Genomic DNA, 22788 nt, shown 5'->3' on the forward strand with positions numbered 1-22788 from the left:
GGGCGGGGCGGCCCGGCGGGAGGCGGTCCGGTCCCAGCCCAGGGCCGCGAAGGCGGCGGCCGGGTCGAGCCCCAGGCCCTCGCAGAACGCCACCACCCGTTCGGCCTCCGGGTCGCTGGCCCAGTCGCCGCGTACCCACCGGTTGATGGTCTGTCGCGAGACGCCGGTGCGTCGGGAGACCTCGGTGCCGGTCCACGCCCGGGTGGCGCGGGCCTCCTCGAGCGCCCGCCGGACAAAGGTGGCGAAGGCGATCTTCCTTGCGTTGGCCGTCTCGGTCACCTCGTGACCGTACGGCCGTTGGGCCTGGGGAGAGGTTCCTGGCACGCGCTTGTCACGCTTGCGTGACGTTGAAGCGGATCGGCCGGCAAGGGGGCCAGCACTGTTCCTGAGGGGTGTCACCTGGGCAGGATAGATGTACGTAGGTGCGGAGGCAAACAAACGAAAAGCTGATACTGTCACGCCCATGGGACAACCTACGGTGTGTCACGTGCATGAGACGATCAGTGCTCACCTGCGTCACGCGCCCGGTGCGAGGGGGGTGCGGTGACCGAACTCGCAACCCGCGCCCAGGCCTTCGGCCTGATTGCGGAGGGAGTCGCCGCCGGGTTGACCGCGCCGTGGCGCCTCTACCTTGCCCGGGGCTGTCGCTACCTGTCGCTGAGTGTCGGCGACCGGGCCGAGTGGAACGCCTGGCGTACCCACCTCGGCTGCCCGGAACTCAGCGTCCGGGTCTACGACGCCGGTGGGGAGATCCGCCGGTCGTCGGTGGCCGAGGTGGTGGTGGACGGCTGCCGGATCAGTGTCGAGCTGGTGGAGGAGATCGGCACCGACGACCTCGACCGGCTCCTGGTCGCCGATCCCACCACCGTCGAACCGGAGGAGCGATGAGCGGCGCGTGGGAAGAGGGAGCCGCCGGATGAGCCCCTTCCTCGCCATCTTCCTCGTCCTCGTGCTGGCCGCCACGAGCTACGCCGCCGGGCGGCTGCACGGGCAGCTCAGCTACCGCATCGGTTACCGCTTCGGCTACCGGCAGGGCTACTTCGACGGCGACCGGGGGGCATGGAACCGGCGTCGCCGGGACGCCCAGGCCGCGATCGCCTCCGCCCTCGCGGTCACCGCGCCCACCACCACCCGGGTGTCCGCCACGGTGGTCCGCCCGGGCACCACGTACACCGGATCCTCGTTCGCGGAGCCGGCCGCCTCGGTCACCGGGCGGCACCCGACCGGCACCCTCGTCCGACGGACCGGTTGAGACCGGTCGACGGGCCCCTGGCCCGTCCACAGGCGCGGCGCGCCGTCCTTTGGGCGGGTGCCGCCGGGGCCACGTCAGACCGGTGACGGTGGTTCCACCGGCCGGGATGCGCGCAGGGGGCATGCATCCCGGCCGGTTCACCTGCCATCGGGCGTTAACGAACGTCCTCTAGCCGGAAGGGTTGCGGGGAGCTAGCGTCTAGTCATGGCTCGGGACTGTCCCGGGCCAGCCGGCCCGCCCGGCCTGCGACCTCGCCACGGGGCCCGCATCCGACCCCGTGTCCGCCGGGCACCGGAGGAGGCGGACCGCGGGTGGCCGGGTGCCCATCCGCCGGAGCAGGCCTGTGACGACTCGCCGTACGACCGCCGGTGCCGACCAGGGCTCGGCCTCGACCGCCACGACTCGCCGCACCACCCGTAGCCGCCGCACCGCGGCGGCCGGGTCGGCGGACACCAGGGAGCCCCGACCAGCGGGCCAATCCTTCGTCCTGGACACCTCCGTCCTGCTCAGCGACCCGGCGGCGTTCCACCGCTTCGCCGAGCACGAGGTGGTACTCCCCCTGGTGGTGATCTCCGAGCTGGAGGGCAAGCGACATCACCCCGAGCTGGGCTGGTTCGCCCGGCAGTCCCTGCGCATGCTGGACGAGCTGCGGGTGCGCCACGGCCGGCTGGACCGGCCGGTACCCGCCAACGACGTCGGCGGCACGCTGCGCGTCGAGCTCAACCACACCGACGACGGGGTGCTGCCGCCCGGGTTCCGCAACGAGTCGAACGACGCCCGGATCCTCTCCGTCGCGCTGAACCTCGCCGCCGAGGGGCGGGAGGTGACGCTGGTCAGCAAGGACATGCCATTGCGGGTCAAGGCCGCCTCGGTCGGCCTGCGCGCGGACGAGTACCGGCACGGGCAGGCGAGCGACCCGACCTGGACCGGAATGGCCGAGCTGGAGCTGGGTGAGGACGACATCGCCCGGCTCTACGGCGGCGAGACCATCGATGTCGACGCGGCGGCCGGCCTGCCCTGTCACACCGGTCTGGTGTTGCACTCGGCCCGGGGCTCGGCGCTCGGCCGGGTGCTGCCGGACAAGACCGTCCGGCTGGTCCGCGGCGACCGTGAGGCGTTCGGCGTGCACGGCCGCTCCGCCGAGCAGCGGATCGCCCTCGATCTGCTGCTCGACGAGTCGATCGGCATCGTCTCGCTCGGCGGCCGGGCGGGCACCGGAAAGTCCGCCCTCGCGCTCTGTGCCGGGCTGGAGGCGGTGATGGAGCGTCGCCGGCACAAGAAGGTGATCGTCTTCCGCCCGCTGTACGCCGTCGGCGGCCAGGAGCTGGGCTACCTGCCGGGCTCGGAGTCGGAGAAGATGTCGCCCTGGGCGCAGGCGGTCTTCGACACGCTCGGCTCGGTGGTGCACGAACACGTGCTGGAGGAGGTCACCTCGCGCGGCCTGCTCGAGGTGCTGCCGCTGACCCACATCCGTGGCCGCAGCCTGCACGACGCCTTCGTTATCGTCGACGAGGCGCAGTCGCTGGAGCGCGGGGTGCTGCTGACCGTGCTGTCCCGGATCGGCCAGGGCTCACGGGTGGTACTCACCCACGATGTCGCCCAGCGGGACAACCTCCGGGTCGGTCGGCACGACGGGGTCACCGCCGTGATCGAGGCGCTCAAGGGGCATCAACTCTTCGCGCACGTCACGCTCAGCCGTTCGGAGCGTTCTCCGATCGCCGCGATGGTGACGGACCTGCTGGAGGACATCCCGCACTGATGACCGTTTAGGGCGTGTTGAAACGCATTTTTTGAGTGACCCACGTCACAATTGAGGCTGATGGTTTCCCATCAGCCTCACTGTGCGCGATGGTGTCCGACGGGCGCCCACGCACCCGACGCATCGTTGGTGATCGTTCGTCATCCCGCGAGGGGTTCGGACGATTCGCCGGGGAGGCGGACGCGGTGCGTCTACGGCGATCGGTCCGCCGGTCGCGGGCGCTCGCGGCGCGCTTCGGCCCAGTGCGGTCGCGGCCACGCCGCGTCCCTGACCCCGACGAAGGGATCACTTCGTGAGTCGGCTGTGGAGCCGGTTCGCCGCCCGCACCGTCGCTGTCGCCCTGCTCTCCGTGGGCGTTGCCGGCGGTTTCTATCTGGGCGAGGACCGCCAGTCTCAGCACCGGGGGCCCGACGCGCAGGTGGCCGGCAGTGTCACCGAGATCGATGTCGAATACCGGCAGGAGCAGCAGGTCTCCCGCCAGGTACGGGCCGTCCGGCAGCAGGCCGCCGAGACCAGGAAGCGGGCCCGGGCCGCCGCCGAGAAGGCCCGCAAGGCCGAGGAGGCGGCGCGCAAGAAGGCCGCGGAGGAGAAGGCGGCCAAGGAGGCCGCGGAGGCCGCCGCTCGGGCCGCGAAGCCGTACGACGGCCCGATCCCCGCCTCGTGCGAGGAGTACAGCGGCAACCGGAAGGTCGGCTGCGCGCTCATGATCGACGCAGGTTTCAAGATCGACCAGTTCCCCTGCCTCGACCGGCTCTGGACCAAGGAGAGCGGCTGGAACCACAAGGCACGCAACCGGTCCTCCGGGGCGTACGGCATCCCACAGGCGTACCCGGGCAACAAGATGTCCTCGGTCGCCGACGACTGGGAGACCAACCCGGTCACCCAGATCAAGTGGGGGCTCGGCTACATCAAGGGCCGGTACAGCAACCCGTGTGGTGCCTGGGCGCAGTCCCAGAACAAGGGCTACTACTGACCTGACTGACGACGGTGGGGGCGTGGGCGACCGCGCCCCCACCGTCGTTGTCGGCCCCTGAATGCCCCGGACGGTCGGCGGACCGGTGTCAGCGGGCGAAAAGTGGCGGCTGCCGGCGTTTACTGATAGCTGTTGACAGGTGACGTTGCACCCCGGAAGTGGCGACCCCCACCGGTTCGGCACCGAGGCCTTCTACGCGGCGCTCGGCCGGGCCTTCGTGGCCATGTGCGCGGTGGTGCCGATCCTCTTCCTGATCGAGGGGCTCGACCAGTGGCTCGGCGCCGGGTTCGACTCCGCCGCCGGCATCATCCCGAAGCGCATCGAAGGGCTCGACGGTGTCTTCTTCTCGCCGTTCCTGCACCACGGCTTCGACCACCTCTACAGCAACAGCATTCCGCTGATCCTCCTCGGCACCTTCGTGCTGGCCGCCGGTGCCCGGCGGTTCCTCTGGTCCACCCTGGTGATCGTGCTGGTCAGCGGGCTCGGTGTGTGGTTCACCGGGTCGCCCAACACGATCGTCGTCGGGGCGAGCGGGGTCATCTTCGGCTACCTCGGCATCCTGCTGACCCGCGGCATCTTCGAGCGAAGCTGGTGGAACTTCGCCGTTTTCCTGCTGGTCGGCCTCCTCTACGGCGGCCAACTGGTGGGCGTCCTGCCCACCGACGAACGGATCTCCTGGCAGGGGCACCTGTTCGGGCTGCTCGGCGGCATCGTGGCCGCGATCATCTTCCGCCGTCGACGGCCGGACCTCGACGGGTACCGCTCCGAGTCGCCGATGACCATGCCCTGAACCGACCACCGAGAGCGGCGACCGCCACGGCGACGAGGGTGAGGCCGGCCCCGAGCAGGGTGGTCGCGCCGGGGCGTGCGGCCGTCGTGGGAAGTAGCAGGTCCAGCAGCACCGCGCCGGTGACCTGACCGGCGATGGTGGCCAGGCCGAGCAGCAGCACGCCCGTGAAGCGGACCACCGCCGCGGCCACCGCGATGAACGTCACGCCGATCGGTCCACCCAGGTAGAGCCAGGGTTCGGCGGGCAGGCTCCCCGGTGGTCGACCCCGCAGGGCGAGGTCGACGGCGAACGCGACAAGCAGCGCCGCCGTACCGACGGCGAAGTTGACCAGCGTGGCGGTCAGGGTGCTGGCCGTGGACACCCGGACCCAGCCGTTGACCGCCTGCTGCCAGGCCACCCCGACACCCGCCAGCAGGGGCAGCACGGCCAGCACCAGGGCGGTCGGCTCGCCGAACCGGCCGCTGACGGCCAGCAGCACCGCCGCCACCGTCAGGACCGCTCCGGCCAGCCGGGCCACGGTCACCGGTTGCCGGCCGCTCGGGCCGACTCCCGCCCGGTCGACCAGCAGGCTGCTGCCGGACTGACCGGCGACCACCGCCACGGTGAACGCGGCCACACCCAGCGCGCCGACGGTCGCGCCCTGGGTGAACACCAGGAACGCCCCGCACACGCCGCCGAGACACTGCCAGGGCCGCAACGTGCCGTCGGCGAGGGCACCGCGCAGGGCGGCCAGGCCCCGCCGCCCGCCCCGGGTCGCCGGCACCAACACCAACAGCACCAGCAGGCCCAGCCCGAACGAGACGACCGCGGCGGCGATGCCGTCACCCAGCCGTCCGCCGAGTTCGCCGTTGATCCGGGACTGGACGGCCACGGCGACCCCGGCGACGGTCGCCAGTCCCAACGCGCCGGCCCGGCGGCCGGCCGACAGTGCCGGCCGGGTCGCCGCTCCGGCCACGCTCACGCCATCGCCTACGCCTGCTCGTCCAGCGGCCGGCCGTCGAAGTCCACCGCCGAGTAGAGCGCCAGCTTCTCCAACCGGTGGTACGAGTCGATCACCCGGATGGTGCCGCTCTTCGAGCGCATCACGATCGACTGGGTGTACGCCCCGCCGGCCCGGTACCGCACACCGCGCAGCAAATCGCCGGAGGTGACGCCGGTGGCCACGAAGAAGCAGTTGTCGCCGGTGACCAGGTCGTCGGTGGTGAGCACCCGGTCCAGGTCGTGCCCGGCGGCGATCGCCTTCTCCCGCTCGGCGGCGTCCCGCGGCCAGAGCTTGGCCTGCATCATCCCGCCCATGCACTTGAGGGCACAGGCGGCGGTGATCCCCTCCGGGGTGCCGCCGATGCCCATCAGCACGTCGACGTCGGTCTCGCCGCGTGCGGCGGCGATGGCACCGGCGATGTCGCCGTCGGAGATGAAGCGGATTCCCGCCCCGGTACGGCGGATCTGGTCGACCAGGTCGTCGTGCCGGGACCGGTCGAGCACGCAGACCGTGACCTCGGACACGCTGGAGCCCTTGACCTTGGCGATCCGCCGCAGGTTGTCGGCGACCCCGGCGTTGATGTCCACCACGTCCGCGTAGGCCGGGCCGACGGCGAGCTTCTCCATGTAGAAGACGGCGCTCGGGTCGAACATCGCCCCCCGCTCGGCGACCGCCAGCACCGCCAGCGCGTTCGGCATCCCCTTGCTCATCAGCGTGGTGCCGTCGATCGGGTCGACCGCGACGTCCACCTCCGGACCGGTGCCGTCACCGACCTCTTCACCGTTGAAGAGCATCGGGGCGTTGTCCTTCTCGCCTTCGCCGATCACCACGACGCCCCGCATGGGAATCGAGTTGATCAGCTTGCGCATCGCGTCGACGGCGGCACCGTCGCCGCCCTCCTTGTCGCCTCGGCCGACCCACCGGCCGGCGGCCATCGCCGCCGCCTCGGTGACCCGAACCAGGTCGAGGGCGATATTTCGGTCGAGATTCTGTGGGGTTCGCGTCCTGGTGGTCGTCATCGAACGGCTCCTCCTCGCGGCGGTGCGGGGTTGACCGGGCCGGCGCTGCCGGCTTTGTTCCTGATCCTCACACGATGGCGGACCCGTGACCGGAGCGGGGCGGTGATGGGCCGGATACCGCCGGTCGGGCGGCTGCGAGAATGGCGGGGTGGAACCCGCACAGCCTGCCGACCGCGTACCCGCCGACCAGCCGTCGACCGGCGACCAGCCGACCGGCGACCGGGCGGGCGGGCCGGGCGTACCCCAGCGGCAGCCGGACCCGGCGCGGACCGCTGGGGAGCCGCCGCCGGCCGCGCCCGCCGCCGCCAGGTCCGACCGGTCGCCGAAGGACATGGCGATCTCGCTGCTGGTGTTGTTGATCCCGATCGCCCTGGTGTTCGCCCTCTACCGGGGGTTCCTCGGCGGGGACGAGCCGAACACGGTCGACCCGGCGCCGGCGTTCGACCAGGCGCGGTCGGCCGCCGTGTTCCCGGTGAGCGAGCCGACCGGGCTGGGCGACGGATGGCGGACCGTGCGGGCCAACTATCGAACGACCGACGACGGCGCGATCCTGCGGGTGGGCTATGTCACGCCGGAGGGCCGAGGTCTGCAACTGGTGCAGAGCAACGTCCCGCCGGAGCGGCTGCTGCCCGCCGAGTTGACCAACGAGGGGCAGCCGCAGGGGCAGACCGATCTCGGGGCCAGCACCTGGCAGCGGTACACCGCCCGGGGCAAACGAGCAGGCGCTGGTGCTGCTCCAACCGGACCGTACGGTGATCGTGGTCGGGGACGCCCGGGACAACGAGTTGCGGGCGATGGCCACCGCCGTGGACTGAGGTAACTGTCCCCCGGATGTCGGTCTCATCCGTTACGCTCCCCGGGTTCGGTGCCCGGCCGGCTCGATCCGGTGGGCTATCCCTGTTGGGAAGAGAGACAGTCTGTGAACATTCGACGGTGGAGCGTGGGCGTCATCGCCGCCACGCTGCTTGTTCCTGGCGTGGCCGCCTGCAACTCCGGCACTGCCGACTCGTCCTCCGGGTCGTCGTCCGCGCAGGACGTCCCGGCGGACCCGAAGGAGGCGCTGCTCGCCTCCACCAAGGGGCTGGCCGAGGGGAACTTCACCTTCACCATCACCGCCGACTCGATGACCGGCAACGGCGTGGTCCACAAGCCCAGCGACAGCGCGCAGATGAAGATGTCGATGGGTAACGACGAGTTCACCATGGAATTCGACCTCATCCACATCACGCCCGACACCTGGGTGAAGATGGACCTGGGCGACCTGCTCGCCGGGATGCCGGGCGCGGACGCGTTCAAGGACAAGTACCAGCACCTCGACGCCGCCAAGGCGGGCGACGCCAAGGGCCTGAACCCGTTCAAGTCCGGCACCGACCCGGCCGACGCCTCGGCGATGTTCAAGGGCATCGCCGAGGTGGAGAAGACCGGCGAGGGCGCCTACAGCGGCACGGTCGACCTCTCCGCGGTGACGGACTCGGTCGCCACCGACGAGGCCATGCTCAAGGAGTTGGGCGAGAAGGCCAAGGCGATTCCGTTCACCGCGAAGCTCGACGCCCAGGGCCGGCTGACCGAGCTGGTCATGTCCATCCCCGCCGCCGGGGAGACCAAGGCGCAGGACATCAAGGTGACCTACGCCGACTACGGCTCCGCCACCGCGGTGCAGAAGCCGCCGGCGGACCAGGTCGTCGAGGCGGGCGAGCAGACCTACGAGATGTTCAAGGGCTAGTCCGGATCGACGACATCCGGCGGTACGCGCAACGGGGGCGGGCTCGGCTCGCCCCCGTTCTGCGTCCGATGTCCGCCGCGCCGTCCGTGAGGTTCGGGTGATTGCGCGGCCGGGCGGCGGGGAACAGGAGGGATGAGCCTCCGGCGCGCGAAATGCGTCGGGTGACCCTGCTGGGAGACACCGATGACTGTTCGACGACTGAGCGCCGGCCTCGTGGCCGCCGCGCTGCTCACGCCCGGAGTCGCCGCCTGCACCACCACCGGCGGCGGCACGGCCGGGCCTACTTCAACGCCGTCCGCCACCGCCTCCGGTGCGTCCGTAGAGGCCGATTCGGACGCCAAGCAGGCGCTGCTGAACTCGACCCGGGAACTCAGCAACGGCAACTTCCGGTTCCGCATGTCCGGCGCCGGTTCGACCGCCGAGGGGCAGGTGCACGAACCGAGCCAGAGCGCGGAGATGCGGGTGCGCATCGGCGAGCCGACCGACGACCTGGCGATGGCCCTCGACCTGGTCCACGCCAAGCCGGACAGCTGGGTCAAGCTGGACCTCAGCGGCGCGGCGGCGTCCAGCGTCCCCGGGCGGGACAAGTTCAACCTCGGCAAGTACCAGCACCTCGACCAGAGTCGGATCCAGGGCAACCGCAACCTCGGCTTCGACTTCGACCAGGTCGACCCGGCCGGCAGCGAGGTGCTCACCCAGGCCGTCACCGAGGTACGGCGGACCGGCGACGGCACGTACGCCGGCACCATCGACGTGTCGAAGGCCGCCGACGCCGGATCGATCGACCCGGGCTTGATCACCGCGCTCGGCGCGCAGGCCAACTCGGTGCCCTTCACCGCGACGCTGGACGGGCAGGGGCGGCTCACCGAGCTGGTCCTCCGGATCCCCGGCACCGGCGGGGCCACCGCGCCGGAGATCCGGGTGACGTACAGCGACTATGGCAACGCGAGCGCAGCCCAGAAGCCCCCGTCCGACCAGGTCGTGGAGGCGCCACCGGAGCTGTACAACCTGTTCGACTGAGGACGACGGAACGCGGCGGGGGCTACCGGCTCCCGCCGCGTCGTCCTGGCTACCGCCGCGCCGCTTCGGCGCGCACAAGTTCGCCGTACGCCGGGCCGCACCCGCTTCCCGTCGCCGAGGGCGCCCCGTTCGCGTGGGCCTGCCCGGCTCAGCCGGCGGCCGGGTCCTGCCGTGCGGCGTCGATGCGGGCGCGGGCACCGTCGAGCCAGCGCTGGCAGATCACCGCCAGCGCCTCGCCGCGCTCCCAGAGCGCCAGGGACTCCTCCAGCGACGTGCCGCCGGCCTCCAGCCGCTCCACCACCGACGCGAGTTCGGCGCGGGCCTGTTCGTAGCTGAGCCGTTCGTCCGGCCCGCTCGTTTTCTCGTCAGTCATCGGACCAATCTCAGCACAACCCGCCGACACCCGCGGGCACCGCACCTCCCACCGTGCGCCGTCTCGCGTTGACCGGGCTCGGTGAGGCCCTGCTCGATCCGGGTTCGAGTGGCCTCGTCGCCGACAGAAGGCCACTCGAACCCGGATCGAGCGTGACCATGCGCGTTACGCGGCAACACGCGTGGGCCGGCGGGGAAGCAAGAGCGTCGCAGGGGGAGCTGCACCGGTCCGAACGCGGCGGGGTGGCGTGTCGACGGCGGCGGAGAGCCTGTCGGGGTGGCGTCAGGCGTCGACGGTGGCGGACAGTTCCCCGTCGGCGAGGCGTACCCGCAGCGGGTCGCCGGGGGCGACCTGGGTGGCCGCCCGGACGACGTGGCCGTCGGCGCGCTGCACGATGGCGTACCCGCGGTCGAGGGTGGCCGCCGGTGACAGCGCGCGCAACCGGGCCAGGGTGTGCCGCAGGTCGTCGTCGGCGGTGGCGAGGCGGTGTTCCAGGCAGCGCCCGGAGCGCTGCCGCAGGGCGGCCAGCTCGCTGGCCCGCTGCTCCACCATCACCTGCGGTCGGGCCAGCACCGGCCGCGAACGCAGCGCGTCGATGCGGTGCGTCTCGCGGTCGACGAGGTTGCGTACCGCCCGATGCAGCCGGTGCCGGGCCTGGTTGATCAGGCGCACCTCCTCGGCCAGGTCGGGCACCACCCGTTTGGCCGCGTCGGTCGGCGTCGACGCGCGCACGTCGGCCACGTAGTCGACCAGCGGCGCGTCCGTCTCGTGGCCGATCGCGCTGACCACCGGCGTACGGCAGGCGAAGACGGCCCGGCACAACGCCTCGTCGGAGAACGGGAGCAGGTCCTCGATGCCGCCCCCGCCACGGGCCAGGATGATCACGTCGACGCTCGGGTCGGCGTCCAGCACCTTGAGCGCGTCCACGATCTGTTGCACCGCACCGGTGCCCTGGACGGCGACGTTCACCGTCCGGAACTCCACCGCCGGCCAGCGGCGGCGCGCGTTGGTCAGCACGTCCCGCTCGGCGGCGCTGGCCCGGCCGGTGATCAGCCCGATCCGCTGCGGCAGGAACGGCGGCCGACGCTTGCGGGCCCGGTCGAACAACCCCTCGGCGGCGAGCAGTTTCTTGAGTTTCTCCAGCCGGGCCAGCAGCTCACCGAGGCCGACCTGACGAATCTCGTCGGCGCGCAGGCTGAGGGTGCCTCGGGCGGCGTAGAACTCCGGCTTGGCGTGCAGCACGACGCGGGCGCCCTCGCGCAGCTCGGGAGCGCCGGAATCGAGCACGTCGCGGTTGGTGGTGACGGTGAGACTCAGGTCGGCCGACGGGTCACGCAGGGTCAGGAAGACGGTGCTGGCACCGGGTCGGCGGCTGATCTGCGCCACCTGCCCGTCGACCCACACCCAACCCAGCCGCGCGACCCAGGCACCGATCTTCTGGCTGACCACCCGCACCGGCCAGGGCTCCTCCGAGCTGCTCGCCGCCGTCCCACCCGTGCTCATCCGCCCACCCTACGGCCCGACCGCCCCGGTGCGGGTCTTCTGGATGACCATGGCGCGCGTCCTCGCGTGCCCCGCGTGTGGTACGGGTCGCAGCCGCTGCCACCCACGGCGGTGGCACGTACGATGAACGGGTGACTGAGGCTGAGACGACTTCCCGGACCGGCAAGCGCGTGCTCCTGGCCAAGCCCCGCGGTTACTGTGCGGGCGTCGACCGGGCGGTGCAGACCGTCGAGGAGGCGCTCAAGCTCTACGGTGCCCCGATCTACGTCCGCAAGCAGATCGTGCACAACAAGCACGTGGTGCGGACGCTGGAGGCCCAGGGCGCGATCTTCGTGGAGGAGAACGAGGAGGTGCCCGAGGGGGCCACCGTGATCTTCTCCGCGCACGGGGTGGCGCCCGAGGTCTACGAGCAGGCGAAGGAGCGGTCGCTGAAGGCGATCGACGCGACCTGCCCGCTGGTGACCAAGGTGCATCAGGAGGCGAAGCGGTTCGCCGCCGAGGACTACGACATTCTGCTCATCGGTCACGAGGGCCACGAGGAGGTCATCGGCACCGCCGGCGAGGCCCCGGAGCACATCCAGCTGGTGGACGGCCCGGCGGACGCCGACCGGATCACCGTGCGGGATCCGAACAAGGTCGTCTGGCTGTCGCAGACCACGCTGTCGGTGGACGAGACCATGGAGACGGTGGCCCGGCTCAAGAAGCGGCTGCCGATGCTCCAGTCGCCGCCCAGCGACGACATCTGCTACGCCACCAGCAACCGCCAGCACGTGGTCAAGGAGATCGCGGCGGAGTGCGACGTGGTGATCGTCGTCGGGTCGCGCAACTCCTCCAACTCGGTACGGCTGGTCGAGGTGGCCCTGGACGCCGGGGCCCGCGCCGGGCACCTGGTCGACTTCGCCGACGAGATCGACGACGCCTGGCTGGCCGAGGCGCGCACGGTGGGCCTGACCTCCGGGGCGAGCGTCCCGGATGAGCTGGTCCAGGAGGTGCTGACGCATCTCGCCGAGCGCGGCTTCACCGACGTGGAGGAGGTGGTGACCGCAAACGAGCGGCTCACCTTCTCGCTGCCGCAGGAGCTCAAGCGTGACATGAAGGCCGCCGCGGCGGCCCGGGGCTGAAAGACCGCCGCCCCCCGCCGATGGAACGGTTGACCGGCCTACTGCGTCAAACTTGGGTATGAGGACCCTTCGGATCGCCGCCACCGCGCTGATCGTCTGCACGGCGCTCGTCGCCTGCGGCGGCCAGGACGCGGGGGACGGCATCGCCGCACCGACCCCGACGGGAGTGTCACCCGTGACCGAGCTGCCGACCCCGGATCCGACCGGCGCCGTGCCCTCGCCCTCCGACCCGCTGGACCCCACGGCTCCGGTCACCCCGCGGACCGACAAGACCCGCGGCCTGCCGAAGCCGACGGCGACCGCCGAGATGACCCTGACCGGTCGGATCGAGTCCGGGGTCGAGCCCGGCTGCCTGCTGCTCGACGGTTACCTGCTGCTCGGCGGCGACCGCGACGTGCTGGCCGCGGGCGCGTCCGTGACGGTGACCGGCCAGCCCACGCCGGACGTGCTCACCACCTGTCAGCAGGGCACGCCGTTCAAGGTGTCTTCCGCCCGCCGTTCCTGACCCCGCTGGCCGCTGGCCGGCGAGCGTTGATAGGTGGGCGGACGAGGGGCGGGGCCACAAGCGGTCACGACCGAGCGCTCACAGACAGACGGGAGCCCGTCTCCGGAGGTCCGGAGACGGGCTCCCTTTTGGGTGGTGGTGGTCAGTTCACCGCGCCGATGGTGACCGAGCCGCGGCCGACGACCGCGCCTTCCGTGGTCACCACGGCGAGCTCACCGGAGAGCGCCCGACCCGCGGACGGGGCGGACTGGGCGGTCACCGTACCCGAGATGGTGCCGGTGCCCTCGTGCGCCAGGGCGACCGTGCTGCTCGAGGCCGCGAGCGTGCCCAGCGCCGGGGACGAGAACGAGTCCCGGTAGTCGTACGCGGTGCTGCCACCGGCACCGTCCACCGAGTACGCGTCCACCAGGATCGTGTAGGTGCCCGCCGCCGGGTTGTTGATGGTCACCGACTCCTCCGAGCTGCCGCTGGCGGAGTAGGTCAACAGGCTGCCGTTCCGGTAGACGAACAGGTCGAGATCGGCGCCGGCGTTCGACGGGTTGCCGATGCGGGCGGTGAAGTTGGTCGCCCCCGCCGGCACCACGACGGTGTACAACTGCTGGGCCAGCTCGACGATGGTCGGCCGCTCGGCGTGCACGCTGGACAGCGGGCCGCCCTGGCCGGTCACCGTGACCGGGCCGTAGGTGTTCTTCAGCGACCAGGTCACCGGGGTCGCGACACCGGCGGTGACCGCCGGCAGCTCGACCACGGCCGGCTCGACCGTCACACCCTGCACCCGCGCCTGGATCTGGTACGGGTTGTTCAGCGCCGGCGAGGTACGCCGCGACTCCACCTCGATCTCCCAGACACCCGGGATCGGGTTCTGGTATGCCCGCGCGAACGCGTTGCAGACGACCGTGCTGACGAAGTTGGTGTAGCAGGCCAGGCTGGAGGTGCTCTCCACCGGGACGCCGTACGGGTTGATCGCGATGAAGCGGGTGTGCGACCCGGTGGCGATGCCGGAGAGGTTCACCTGCAACGCACCAGCGCCCGGCGGAACCGTCACGAAGTACGACGTGGTGCCGTTGCGGTCCACTGAGCCCTGCGCCGAGTAGGCGAAGTTGGGCTTCACGACGTCGTTGGAGGCCACCACCACGGCGGAGACCTCGAAGTCGATCGTGTTGGTGGCCGGGTCGTCGATGGTGACGATCGTGCCGTGCGCGCCCGCCGTCTTCGGCTTGGCGGTGACCGTGATGCTGACGGTCTGGTTCAGCGGCAGGGTGACGTTCTTCGGCGCCGAGAAGGTGCCGTCGTTGCCGACCAGGCCGACGTTGTGCTTGATGTTGCCGGCCGGGCCGCTGGTCCGGGTCAGGTTGACCTGGTAGGACTTCGACTCGTTGACCTTGTGGCCACCGTTGGCCGAGTCGCAACGGTTGTAGACGCCGGTGCCGCGGTGCGGCGTGGCCAGCTGGTTGGACAGCGGCGTGCAGACCGGGGCGTCGGAGGTGTAGGAGCGGGTGCTCACACCCTTGTTCAGCAACTTCCAGGCGCCCGGCACGTCGAACATGCCGTAACCCTGCGCGTACGCGGCGGTGTCGGCGATCGGCTTGGCCGAGGTGTAGATCGCCCGGCGCAGTGCCTCCGGCGTGATCCCCTTGTGGGTCGCCTTGGCGGCCGAGAGCAGCAGCGCGGCGGCACCGGCGGCCTGCGGGGAGGCCATCGACGTGCCGTTCAACATGCCGTAGCCCGGCGGGAGCGCGTAGCCGGCCTCGGCGACCGGGGCACCGGCCTGCCAGACCGGAGTGGTGGAGATGGCCGAGCCCGGAGCGGCGATGTTCGGCTTGGCGCCGCCGTCCTCACGCGGCCCGCGCGAGGAGAAGTTGAACAGGGCGTTCTTCTTCTTGACCACCGAGCCGTAGTTGGCCAGCCAGGTGTCCTTGCTGATGCTCGCCGCCACGCTGACCACGTTGCTCGACACCGACGGGTCGCCGATCGTGTTCACACCCGGGCCGGAGTTGCCGGCCGAGATGAACATCTGCACGCCGTAGGTGGTGATCAGGTTGTTGTAGAGGATGGTGCGGGCGTTGTTGCCGTCGTTGAGCGCCGGCAGGCCGCCGATCGACATGTTGATGACGTCGACCCCACGGTTGATCACCAGGTCGGCCATGCCGGTGGTGAGCGCGGCGTACGTGCAGCCGCCGCCCCAGGAGCAGGCACGGGAGGAAACCAGCTTGGCGCCGGGGGCGGCACCGTTGAACGCGCTGTTGCCCAACATGCTGTTGGCGGCGGTGATGCCGGCGACGTGGGTGCCGTGCGCGCTCTCGATGATGCCGATGTTGACGTAGTCGACCAGGCCCGGGCCGCCGACCGGAGCGGTGTCGACGTTCTTGCGGTACTCGACCACGAACGACATCCGCTCCTTGATCGGAGTCGCCGGGTTGTCGGTGCCGAAGTAGCCGACGTCGTACTTCTCCTTGTACGGCCGCATCACGGCCTCGTCGGTGAAGTCGCCGTCCTGGTCGGTGTCGACCCAGATGTTGTTGGTGGCCGGGTCGAAGAGGATGCCGAACTGGTCGGTGTTGTCGCCGTCCCGGTTGACGTCACCGCCGGGCTCGCTGGTGTTCGTCACCGACTCGCTGAACAGGTTGAACCGGTAGTTGCCAGCCGGCGCAGTCCAGGTGCGGCCCGCGACGGTGAAGGTCGGGCCGGTCACCTGGGTGATCATCGGCCGCCAGGTGGCGTCCTCGAGCGGGTCGGTGGCGGTGATCCAGTCGACGATCTTCCGCTCGCCGGTGGTGGTCTTCTGCAGCGCCGGGTGCTCCAGGTCGACACCGGAGTCCATGATGCCGATGGTGACGCCGCGGCCGTCCCACTTCGCGTTCTGCTTGACGAACTTGACCGCGCCGGTATCGCCGGTCGGCATGTACGGGTTGTCGGCGGGCGTCTTGGCGTCCGGGCCGCTGAGCGTGCTGCCCTGCTTGTCGGCCTTCTTGGCGCCCTGCACGACCTCCGGCCTCGGGTCCGGCAGCTGGATCTTCTCGTCCAGGTCGACCGCGGCGACGCCGGGCAGGGTGGCCGCCTTGACCGCCTTGCCGGTCGGCACCTTGGCCAGTACGTAGCCGATGGTGTCGTAGCGCTCGGCGACCGCGGCGCCGAGTTCCTTGAGGTCCTCTGCGACGTCCTTCGCCTTACCCTTTTCGGTGGCGACGATCATCGTGACGGTGGGTGCCTTCTTTGCCTCCGCCTCGGCGAGCAGCTTGGCGTCGTGCTGGCCCAGCGCCTCGGCGGGGGTGACCTGCGCGGGGTCGGCGGCAGGTGCGGCGCTCGCGGTGGCGGCGCCGCCCGCCACGGTCACGGCGCTGGCCGCCATGACCGATGCGAAGAGCGCGGCGGAGGTACGCCGGCTCAGGTTCCGGGGTTTACTCACGTTCTCTTTCCTCCAGAGAACAGGGCGCCCTCAGATACAGGGCACGCGTGAGCGAAATACTTCGCGGTAGCGACCATCGATGTCACTACCGGCAAGAGCGTTGTGACCATCTCGTGACATTCAAGTCCATCTTTGTCACATTGGGGCTGTCGAGGGGCTCATTCGACTGACCGACTTCGACCATCCGATGTGGAATAGTCGCTAAGCAGTTCGGGTGCCTGCGGCTGCCGGGGTGCCAGCTCCACCTGCCCCGGCGTGGCCAGTTCCTGGTCGGAAACGCCCAGCTCGGCCAGCTTCCGGGCGCTGACCAACACCCGCGCCTCCAGCGACCCCACCGCCCGGTTGTACGCGGTCACCGCCCCGCCGAGCGAGGCGCCGAGCTTGCCGACATGATCGCCGAGCGTCGACAGCCGGCCGTAAAGTTCCCGGGCCAGTGAGTGCACCGCCATCGCGTTGTGGGCCAGTTGTTCCTGCCGCCAGGACCAGGCCACCGTACGCAGCATCGCGACCAGGGTGGCCGGGGTGGCCAGCACCACGTTGCGCGCGAAGGCGTGCTCCAGCAGCGTGGGATCGCGTTGCAGGGCCACGTCCAGGAACGGGTCGGCCGGCACGAAGAGCACCACGAACTCCGGAGTGGACTCGAACGCCGCCCAGTACGACTTGGCGGCCAGCGCGTCGACGTGGGCCCGCAGGTGCCGGGCGTGCGCGTCGAGGTGGGCATCCCGGCCGCGCTCGTCGCGCGCCTCCATCGCGGTGAGGTACGCGTCGAACGGTGCCTTCGCGTCCACCACCACGGTCCGGCCGCCGTGCAGGCGGACCACCAGGTCGGGGCGGACCGTCTGGTGGTCGGTGGCGGCGGTGACCTGCTCGGAGAAATCGCAGTGCTCCAGCATGCCAGCGGCCTCGACGATCCGGCGCAGCTGGTGCTCGCCCCACCGGCCGCGCACCTGCGGCGCGCGCAGCGCCGCCACCAGTTGCTTGGTCTCGGTGCGCAACTCGCCGGAGACCGTGCTCATCGCCCGGACCTGTTCACGCAGTTCGGCGTACGCGTCGACCCGGTCGCGCTCCAGTTCGGCCACACGCTGCTCGTAGCGGCGCAGCGTCTCGTGCAGCGGGGCCACCGCCCGCGCGACCGCCTCCTGTGACTGGGCCGTCGCCTCGTAGCTCAACGCCCGCATCGACTGCTCCAGCCGTCCCTCGCCCTCGCGGGTGGCGCGCAGGGTGGCGTCCAGCCGGGCGATCTCGGTCGCCGCGCGGGACCGGGCGGCGAACCAGCCGACCGCGCCGCCGGCACCGAGGCAGACGACGACAACCGCCAGGGTCGTTAGCTCCATCTCCCGAGCTTGCCAAAGCCGAGCGGGCCGCGCTTCGATGGGTGCCCGCGCGCCGCCGTGCGGGACGCAGATTTCGGCACCCGCCGGTGAACTCGGGTACGGCTGCGAGAGCCCGACGGCACCGGCTGCCCGCCCGGTCGAGCAGCCGGTGGAACGGTGGACCGAGGTGGGTACGTTGTAGTGGTGAGACTTGTCCTGGCGATCATCCTGTTGTTGCTGCTCGGCGGCGTTCTGATCTACTGGCAGCGGGAACGCGCCGCACGGGCCGCCCGTGACCTCGCCGACGTGCAGGCTGACGCGCGACGGTGGTACGAACGCCTCGGCGGTCAGCTGATGAACCTCGGCGGCGACGACCCGGCGGTGCGTCAGGCGCTGGCCGACGCCGCCGAGCGCTACCACGCCGCCGGCTCGCAGTTGCAGCAGGCCAGGACCATCACGCAGTACCGGCTGGCCCGGGAGACGGCGGTGGAGGGGCTCACCTACATCCGGGCCGCCCGGTTGGCGCTCGGCATCGACCCGGGGCCGGACCTGCCACCCCTGGCCGCCGCGAGCGGGGCCGGCGCGTTGACCGTGCCTCGGCAGGTCGACGTGCAGGGCCAGACGTTCAAGGCCGGCCCGCAGCCCGGCCGGGACACGCCCTACTACTACCCGGGCGGGCGGATGCGCGGCCGGCCGGTGCCGGCGGGCTGGTACTCCACCCCGTGGTGGAAGACGGCGCTGGGGGCCGGCGCCGGGGTCATCGGGGGCATGCTGATCGCCGACGCGCTCTTCTCGCCGTCCTTCGGCGACCCCGGTTACGACGCCGCGGCGGCGGGCGTCGACCCGGGCGACGTCAGCGCCGACTTCGGCGACGGCGACCTGGGCGGCGACTTCGGCGGCGGAGATTTCGGCGGCGGGGATTTCGGCGGCGGCGACTTCGGCGGCGGGGATTTCGGCGGCGGCGATTTCTGACACGGCCCCGGGGCGGTCAGGTGTTAAGAAGGGGCCCTTCCTCTACCGGAGGCGTTAACAAGGGCCCCTTCCTTACATTTCAGCCGGTGTTGCGCATGCCGGCGGCGATGCCGTTGACCGTGGTGAGCAGGGCGCGCTCCAGGGCGGTGCCGTCGCCGGGGGCCCGTCGGCCGCCCGGCGCGGTGGCCACCGCCCGTCCGGCGGCACCGGAGTCGCGGTACTGCCCCAGCAGCGCCACCTGGAGGTGGTGCAGCGGCTCCAGGTAGGTGTCGCGTACCGCGAGGGTGCGTTGCAGGACCGGGGAGTTCTCCAGCAGGTCCGGCGAGTCGGTCACCGCCAGGACCTCCCGCTTGGTCAGCTCGTACTCCTGCTCGATCTTCTCGAAGATCGGGTGCAGCTTCTTGGGCACCAGGGTCTCCACGTACCGGCGGGCGATGCCGAGGTCGGTCTTGGTCACCATCATCTCCACGTTCGACAGGAACGTGCGGAAGAAGTGCCAGTTGCGGTGCATCTCGGCCAGCACGTCGGCCAGGCCGGCCTCCCGGGCGGCGGCCAGGCCGGAGCCCACCCCGAACCAGCCGGGCACGATCTGCCGGGTTTGGGTCCAGCCGAACACCCACGGAATGGCCCGCAGCCCGGACAGCCCGGCGCCGGTGTTCGGCCGCTTCGCCGGCCGGGAGCCGATGTTGAGCGCCCCGAGCAGCTCGGTCGGCGTGGACGCCCAGAAGTACGCCGGCAGATCCGGATCCTCCACCAGCGACCGGTACGACCGGTACGCCGACTCCGACACCACGTCCATCGTCGCGTCCCAGCGCTCCAGCATCTCGGCCGGCTGTCGCGGCGCGGTGTGCAGCAACGTCGCCTGCAACACGGCGGCCACGGTCAGCTCCAGGTTCTCCCGGGCCAGCGCGGGCAGCGTGTACTTGTCGGAGATGACCTCACCCTGCTCGGTCACCTTGATCGCGCCGTCCAGCGTGCCGTACGGCTGGGCCAGGATCGCGTCGTGCGTCGGCCCGCCGCCGCGCCCCACCGTGCCACCCCGGCCGTGGAACAGCCGCAGGTGCACCCCGTGCCGGGCGGCCACGTCCCGCAGCGACCGCTGGGCCCGGTGGATGGACCACTGGCTGGTGGTGATGCCGGCCTCCTTGTTGGAGTCCGAGTAGCCGAGCATCACTTCCTGCACGTCGCCCCGGGCGGCCACCAGCGCCCGGTACGCCGGCAGCGACAGCAGTTCGTCGAGCAGGTCACCACCGGCGTTCAGCTCGGCCGGGGTCTCCAGCAGCGGCACGATGCCGATCCGGGCCCGGCCGCTGTGCACGTCGACCAGCCCGGCCTCGCGGGCGAGCACCACCGCCGCGAGCACGTCGTCCACGCCGAGGGTCATCGAGATGATGTACGACTCGATCACCTCGGTGCCGAACCGGTCCTGCGCATCGCGGATGGTGCCGAACACGTCGAAGGTCTTGCGGGCCGTCTCGGTCAACGGGGTGTCCGCCGTGGACAGCGGTCGGCGGCCGGTCAGCTCGTCGGCGAGCAGCTTGGTGCGTTCCAGCCGGGTCAGCGCCGGGTAGTCGGAGACCTCGCCGACCGCCGCGTACAACTGGGCCAGCACCGCGTGGTGTGCCTCGGCGTGCTCGCGGACGTCCATGGTCGCCAGGTGCAGGCCGAACGCGGAGACGGTACGGATGGTCGAGGCGAGCCGGCCGACGGCGGTGAGCTGGCCGGAGTTGCGGGCCAGCGAGGCGCGCAGCAGCTCCAGGTCGGCGATCAGCTCGGCGGAGCCGCGGTAGTCGCGCCCTGGCACGTGCGGCGTGCCCTGACGCAGCCGGGCCCGGGTGTTCGCGAGCTTGGCGCGTACGCAGCGGGCCTTGAGGCGGTACGGCTCCTCGGCGTTCACCCGACGGAACCGGGGCGCCACCTCGGGCAGCGCGTCGAGGTCGGCGGCGAGGCTGGCGGAGAGGTCCAGCGACACCCCGCGCAACCGGCGGGAGACGGACACCTCGTTGATCAGCTCGTCCAGCGCCGCCTCGGTGGCCGACAGGCCGTGCTCGTGCTGGATGGCCAGCACCTCGCGGGTCACCGTGGGGGTGACGAACGGGTTGCCGTCCCGGTCGCCGCCGATCCAGGTGCCGAAGGTCAGCGGCCGGGCCGTCGGCGAGGTCTCCACGCCGAGGGTGCGCAGCGTCTCGGCGAGGTCGTCGAGCACCTGCGGAGCCGCCTCGGCGTGCAGGTCACGCAGGTAGTAGATGGCGTTGCGGGCCTCGTCGGTCGGATCCGGCCGGTCCAGCCGCAGCTCGTCGGTCTGCCACATGAGATCCAGCAGCTCGGCCAGCCGCCGGTTCGCCGGACCCTCGTCGCTGGCGCCGTAGAGGATCGCGTTGGCCGTCTCGGCGTCCAGCTCGTCGGCGATCGCGCGCAGCTTGGACAGGATCGACCGGCGGGCCGCCTCGGTCGGGTGGGCGGTGAAGACCGGGCGTACCGCCAACCGGCGGGCCACCGCGGCGATCTCCTCGGCCGGCACCCCACGCTCGGCGATCATCTTCGCTGCCTGGTCCAGCCAGCCGCCCTGCACCGCGCGGCGGCGACGCAGGTCGCGTGCCCGGTGCACCTGCTCGGTGATGTTGGCCAGGTGGAAGTAGGTGGAGAAGGCGCGGGCCAGCTTGGTGCCGGTGGTCACGTCGAGCCCGCCGAGCCGCCGGGCGGCGGCCGGGGCGTCGGTGCGGACCTGGGCGCGGATCTCCTCGACGAGGTCGAGCAGCGGGCGCCCCTCCTGGCGGGCCAGGGTCTGCCCGAGCAGCGTGCCCAGGCGGCGGATGTCGGCGCGCAGGGCGGCGTCGGGGCCGTCGTGATCGTGCTGGTCGGTCACCATGCGCTCCTTACGTGAGTACGAAGGACAGCGCTGTCCGACTCCCCCGATCGTATCCGCGTGAACCCGCTTGTAAGGAGGGACCCCGGGTTGTCGCCTTCATCATGTTCGGGGGTGTTGACGACGGCTCCGCCCTGTGAGCGGCCGGTAGCGTCGGCACATGGCGTCGCTGATCTATCCCGCGAAACCGCAGCCCGGCGACCGGGTCGCGGTCGTCTCACCCTCCGCCGGGCTGCCGGGTCTCTTCCCGCAGGTGTACGAACTGGGGCTGCGCCGGCTGCGCGAGGAGTACGGCCTGGAACCGGTGGAGTACCCGACCACCCGGATCATGGGTGCCGACCCGCGTGACCGGGCCCGGGACCTGACCGAAGCCTTCGCCGATCCGGACATCGCCGCCGTGCTGGCCACCGTGGGCGGCGACGACCTGATCACCGTCACCCCGCACCTGGACGACGAGGTCCTGCGGGCCAACCCGAAGCCCTACTTCGGCTACTCGGACAACACCAACCTGCTCAACCACCTGCACCGCCTCGGCATCGTGAGTTACCACGGCGGATCGGTGCTGGTGCACCTCGGCCGGCCCGGCGTGCTGCACCCGCTGACCGCCGACTCGCTGCGCGCCGCGCTGTTCACCGCCGGCTGGTACGACCTGACTCCCGCGGCCGAGTGGGGCGACGAGCCGCGCGACTGGCACGACCCCGGGTCGCTCGCCGACGAGCCGGCGATGTTCCCCGGCGCGGGCTGGCGCTGGCAGGGCCCCGCGACCGTGGTCGAGGGCCGCACCTGGGGTGGCAACCTGGAGGTGCTGCACTGGTTGCTCGCCGCCGACCGGGTCGCCCCGGCGGCGTCGCTGGTCGGGTCGATCCTCCTGATCGAGACCTCGGAGGAGCTGCCGCCGGCCGTCGAGGTCTACCGGATGCTGCGCAACCTCGGCGAGCGTGGCCTGCTCGCCGGCTTCCCCGCCGCGCTGGTCGGCCGCGCCAAGGCGTGGGACTTCGGCCGCCGGCTGACGCCAACCGAGAAGGTGGACTACGCCCAGGACCAGCGTGCCGCGGTCACCCGGGCCTTCGCCGAGTACCAACCCGACGCGGTGCTGGTCTTCGACGTCGACCTCGGCCACACCGACCCGCAGCTGATCATCCCGTACGGCGGCGAGGTCCGGATCGACGCGGTCAGTCGCCGGATCTCGGTGCGCTACTGACCTCCGTCGC

Annotated in this window: 19 protein-coding genes and 1 pseudogene; 12 read left to right on the top strand and 8 right to left on the bottom strand. The window is 71.4% G+C overall.

Annotated elements, in window-relative coordinates:
* The coding region (locus C1I95_RS11785) for a helix-turn-helix domain-containing protein (RefSeq protein WP_146605699.1) at positions 1-279 on the bottom strand (279 nt) is incomplete at its 3' end.
* Between the two features lie 264 nt (positions 280-543).
* On the opposite strand from C1I95_RS11785, the gene C1I95_RS11790 reads away from it, so the two are divergent.
* The 5 genes from C1I95_RS11790 to C1I95_RS11810 all read left to right on the top strand — a co-directional run bounded on the left by C1I95_RS11790 (position 544) and on the right by C1I95_RS11810 (position 4774).
* Complete coding sequence (locus tag C1I95_RS11790) at positions 544-888, top strand: hypothetical protein (protein WP_111213843.1); 345 nt, start codon at positions 544-546, stop codon at positions 886-888.
* A 28-nt stretch (positions 889-916) separates the two neighbouring features.
* Entirely contained in the window at positions 917-1252 is a 336-nt protein-coding gene (locus tag C1I95_RS11795) for a hypothetical protein (RefSeq protein WP_111213844.1), read from the top strand.
* A gap of 343 nt (positions 1253-1595) precedes the next feature.
* Positions 1596-3011, top strand: a complete 1416-nt coding sequence (gene phoH2 / locus C1I95_RS11800) for an RNA 5'-3' helicase PhoH2 (RefSeq protein ID WP_111213845.1) — start codon at positions 1596-1598, stop codon at positions 3009-3011.
* 292 nt (positions 3012-3303) lie between these two features.
* A complete protein-coding gene (locus C1I95_RS11805) occupies positions 3304-3984 on the top strand; it encodes an aggregation-promoting factor C-terminal-like domain-containing protein (RefSeq protein WP_111213846.1) in 681 nt (226 codons plus the stop codon).
* Between the two features lie 139 nt (positions 3985-4123).
* Positions 4124-4774 (top strand): rhomboid family intramembrane serine protease, encoded by a 651-nt coding sequence (locus C1I95_RS11810; RefSeq protein ID WP_111213847.1) that lies wholly within the window; start codon positions 4124-4126, stop codon positions 4772-4774.
* Here C1I95_RS11810 and C1I95_RS11815 read toward each other — a convergent pair.
* A complete protein-coding gene (locus C1I95_RS11815) occupies positions 4707-5729 on the bottom strand; it encodes a DMT family transporter (protein ID WP_233513599.1) in 1023 nt (340 codons plus the stop codon). The two genes, C1I95_RS11810 and C1I95_RS11815, sit on opposite strands and share 68 nt — an antisense overlap.
* A 14-nt stretch (positions 5730-5743) precedes the next feature.
* The gene (glpX, locus tag C1I95_RS11820) at positions 5744-6775 is read right to left on the bottom strand and encodes a class II fructose-bisphosphatase (protein WP_111213849.1); all 1032 of its coding nucleotides are present in this window, start codon (positions 6773-6775) and stop codon (positions 5744-5746) included.
* A gap of 148 nt (positions 6776-6923) precedes the next feature.
* On the opposite strand from glpX, the pseudogene C1I95_RS11825 reads away from it, so the two are divergent.
* The 3 genes and pseudogenes from C1I95_RS11825 to C1I95_RS11835 all read left to right on the top strand — a co-directional run bounded on the left by C1I95_RS11825 (position 6924) and on the right by C1I95_RS11835 (position 9518).
* Positions 6924-7590: pseudogene (locus C1I95_RS11825) on the top strand (DUF4245 domain-containing protein).
* A 104-nt stretch (positions 7591-7694) separates the two neighbouring features.
* The gene (locus tag C1I95_RS11830; protein ID WP_158566378.1) at positions 7695-8498 is read left to right on the top strand and encodes a hypothetical protein; all 804 of its coding nucleotides are present in this window, start codon (positions 7695-7697) and stop codon (positions 8496-8498) included.
* Positions 8499-8681: 183 nt separating this feature from the next.
* Entirely contained in the window at positions 8682-9518 is an 837-nt protein-coding gene (locus C1I95_RS11835) for a hypothetical protein (protein ID WP_111213851.1), read from the top strand.
* Between the two features lie 148 nt (positions 9519-9666).
* On the opposite strand, the gene C1I95_RS11840 is transcribed toward C1I95_RS11835, so the two are convergent.
* On the bottom strand, positions 9667-9891 hold the full coding sequence (locus C1I95_RS11840; protein WP_111213852.1) for an exodeoxyribonuclease VII small subunit: 225 nt from the start codon (positions 9889-9891) through the stop codon (positions 9667-9669).
* 282 nt (positions 9892-10173) lie between these two features.
* Positions 10174-11394, bottom strand: a complete 1221-nt coding sequence (gene xseA, locus C1I95_RS11845; protein WP_111213853.1) for an exodeoxyribonuclease VII large subunit — start codon at positions 11392-11394, stop codon at positions 10174-10176.
* Between the two features lie 131 nt (positions 11395-11525).
* Between xseA and C1I95_RS11850 the strand changes: the two genes are divergently transcribed.
* Positions 11526-12515: a 4-hydroxy-3-methylbut-2-enyl diphosphate reductase gene (locus C1I95_RS11850; RefSeq protein ID WP_111213864.1), complete on the top strand. Its 990-nt coding sequence runs from the start codon at positions 11526-11528 to the stop codon at positions 12513-12515.
* A gap of 58 nt (positions 12516-12573) precedes the next feature.
* Positions 12574-13020, top strand: coding sequence for a hypothetical protein (locus C1I95_RS11855; RefSeq protein ID WP_111213854.1), 447 nt, complete (start codon positions 12574-12576; stop codon positions 13018-13020).
* Positions 13021-13162: 142 nt separating this feature from the next.
* Here the strand turns inward: C1I95_RS11855 and C1I95_RS11860 are convergent, their stop codons facing one another.
* Positions 13163-16426, bottom strand: a complete 3264-nt coding sequence (locus tag C1I95_RS11860; protein WP_111213855.1) for a S8 family serine peptidase — start codon at positions 16424-16426, stop codon at positions 13163-13165.
* Between the two features lie 158 nt (positions 16427-16584).
* Entirely contained in the window at positions 16585-17760 is a 1176-nt protein-coding gene (locus tag C1I95_RS11865) for a DNA recombination protein RmuC (protein WP_111213856.1), read from the bottom strand.
* 183 nt (positions 17761-17943) lie between these two features.
* Between C1I95_RS11865 and C1I95_RS11870 the strand changes: the two genes are divergently transcribed.
* Positions 17944-18711, top strand: coding sequence for a hypothetical protein (locus C1I95_RS11870; RefSeq protein ID WP_146605700.1), 768 nt, complete (start codon positions 17944-17946; stop codon positions 18709-18711).
* Positions 18712-18790: 79 nt separating this feature from the next.
* Here C1I95_RS11870 and ppc read toward each other — a convergent pair whose 3' ends face one another.
* A complete protein-coding gene (ppc, locus tag C1I95_RS11875) occupies positions 18791-21577 on the bottom strand; it encodes a phosphoenolpyruvate carboxylase (protein WP_111213865.1) in 2787 nt (928 codons plus the stop codon).
* 160 nt (positions 21578-21737) lie between these two features.
* Here ppc and C1I95_RS11880 point away from each other — a divergent pair, with 160 nt between their 5' ends.
* Positions 21738-22778 carry a S66 family peptidase gene (locus C1I95_RS11880; RefSeq protein ID WP_111213858.1) on the top strand — a complete coding sequence of 347 codons (1041 nt, stop codon included), beginning with the start codon at positions 21738-21740 and terminating at the stop codon, positions 22776-22778.
* The last annotated feature ends 10 nt before the right edge of the window (positions 22779-22788 follow it).

The sequence above is a fragment of the Micromonospora craterilacus genome, from assembly GCF_003236315.1.
GTDB classification, from domain to species: domain Bacteria; phylum Actinomycetota; class Actinomycetes; order Mycobacteriales; family Micromonosporaceae; genus Micromonospora; species Micromonospora craterilacus.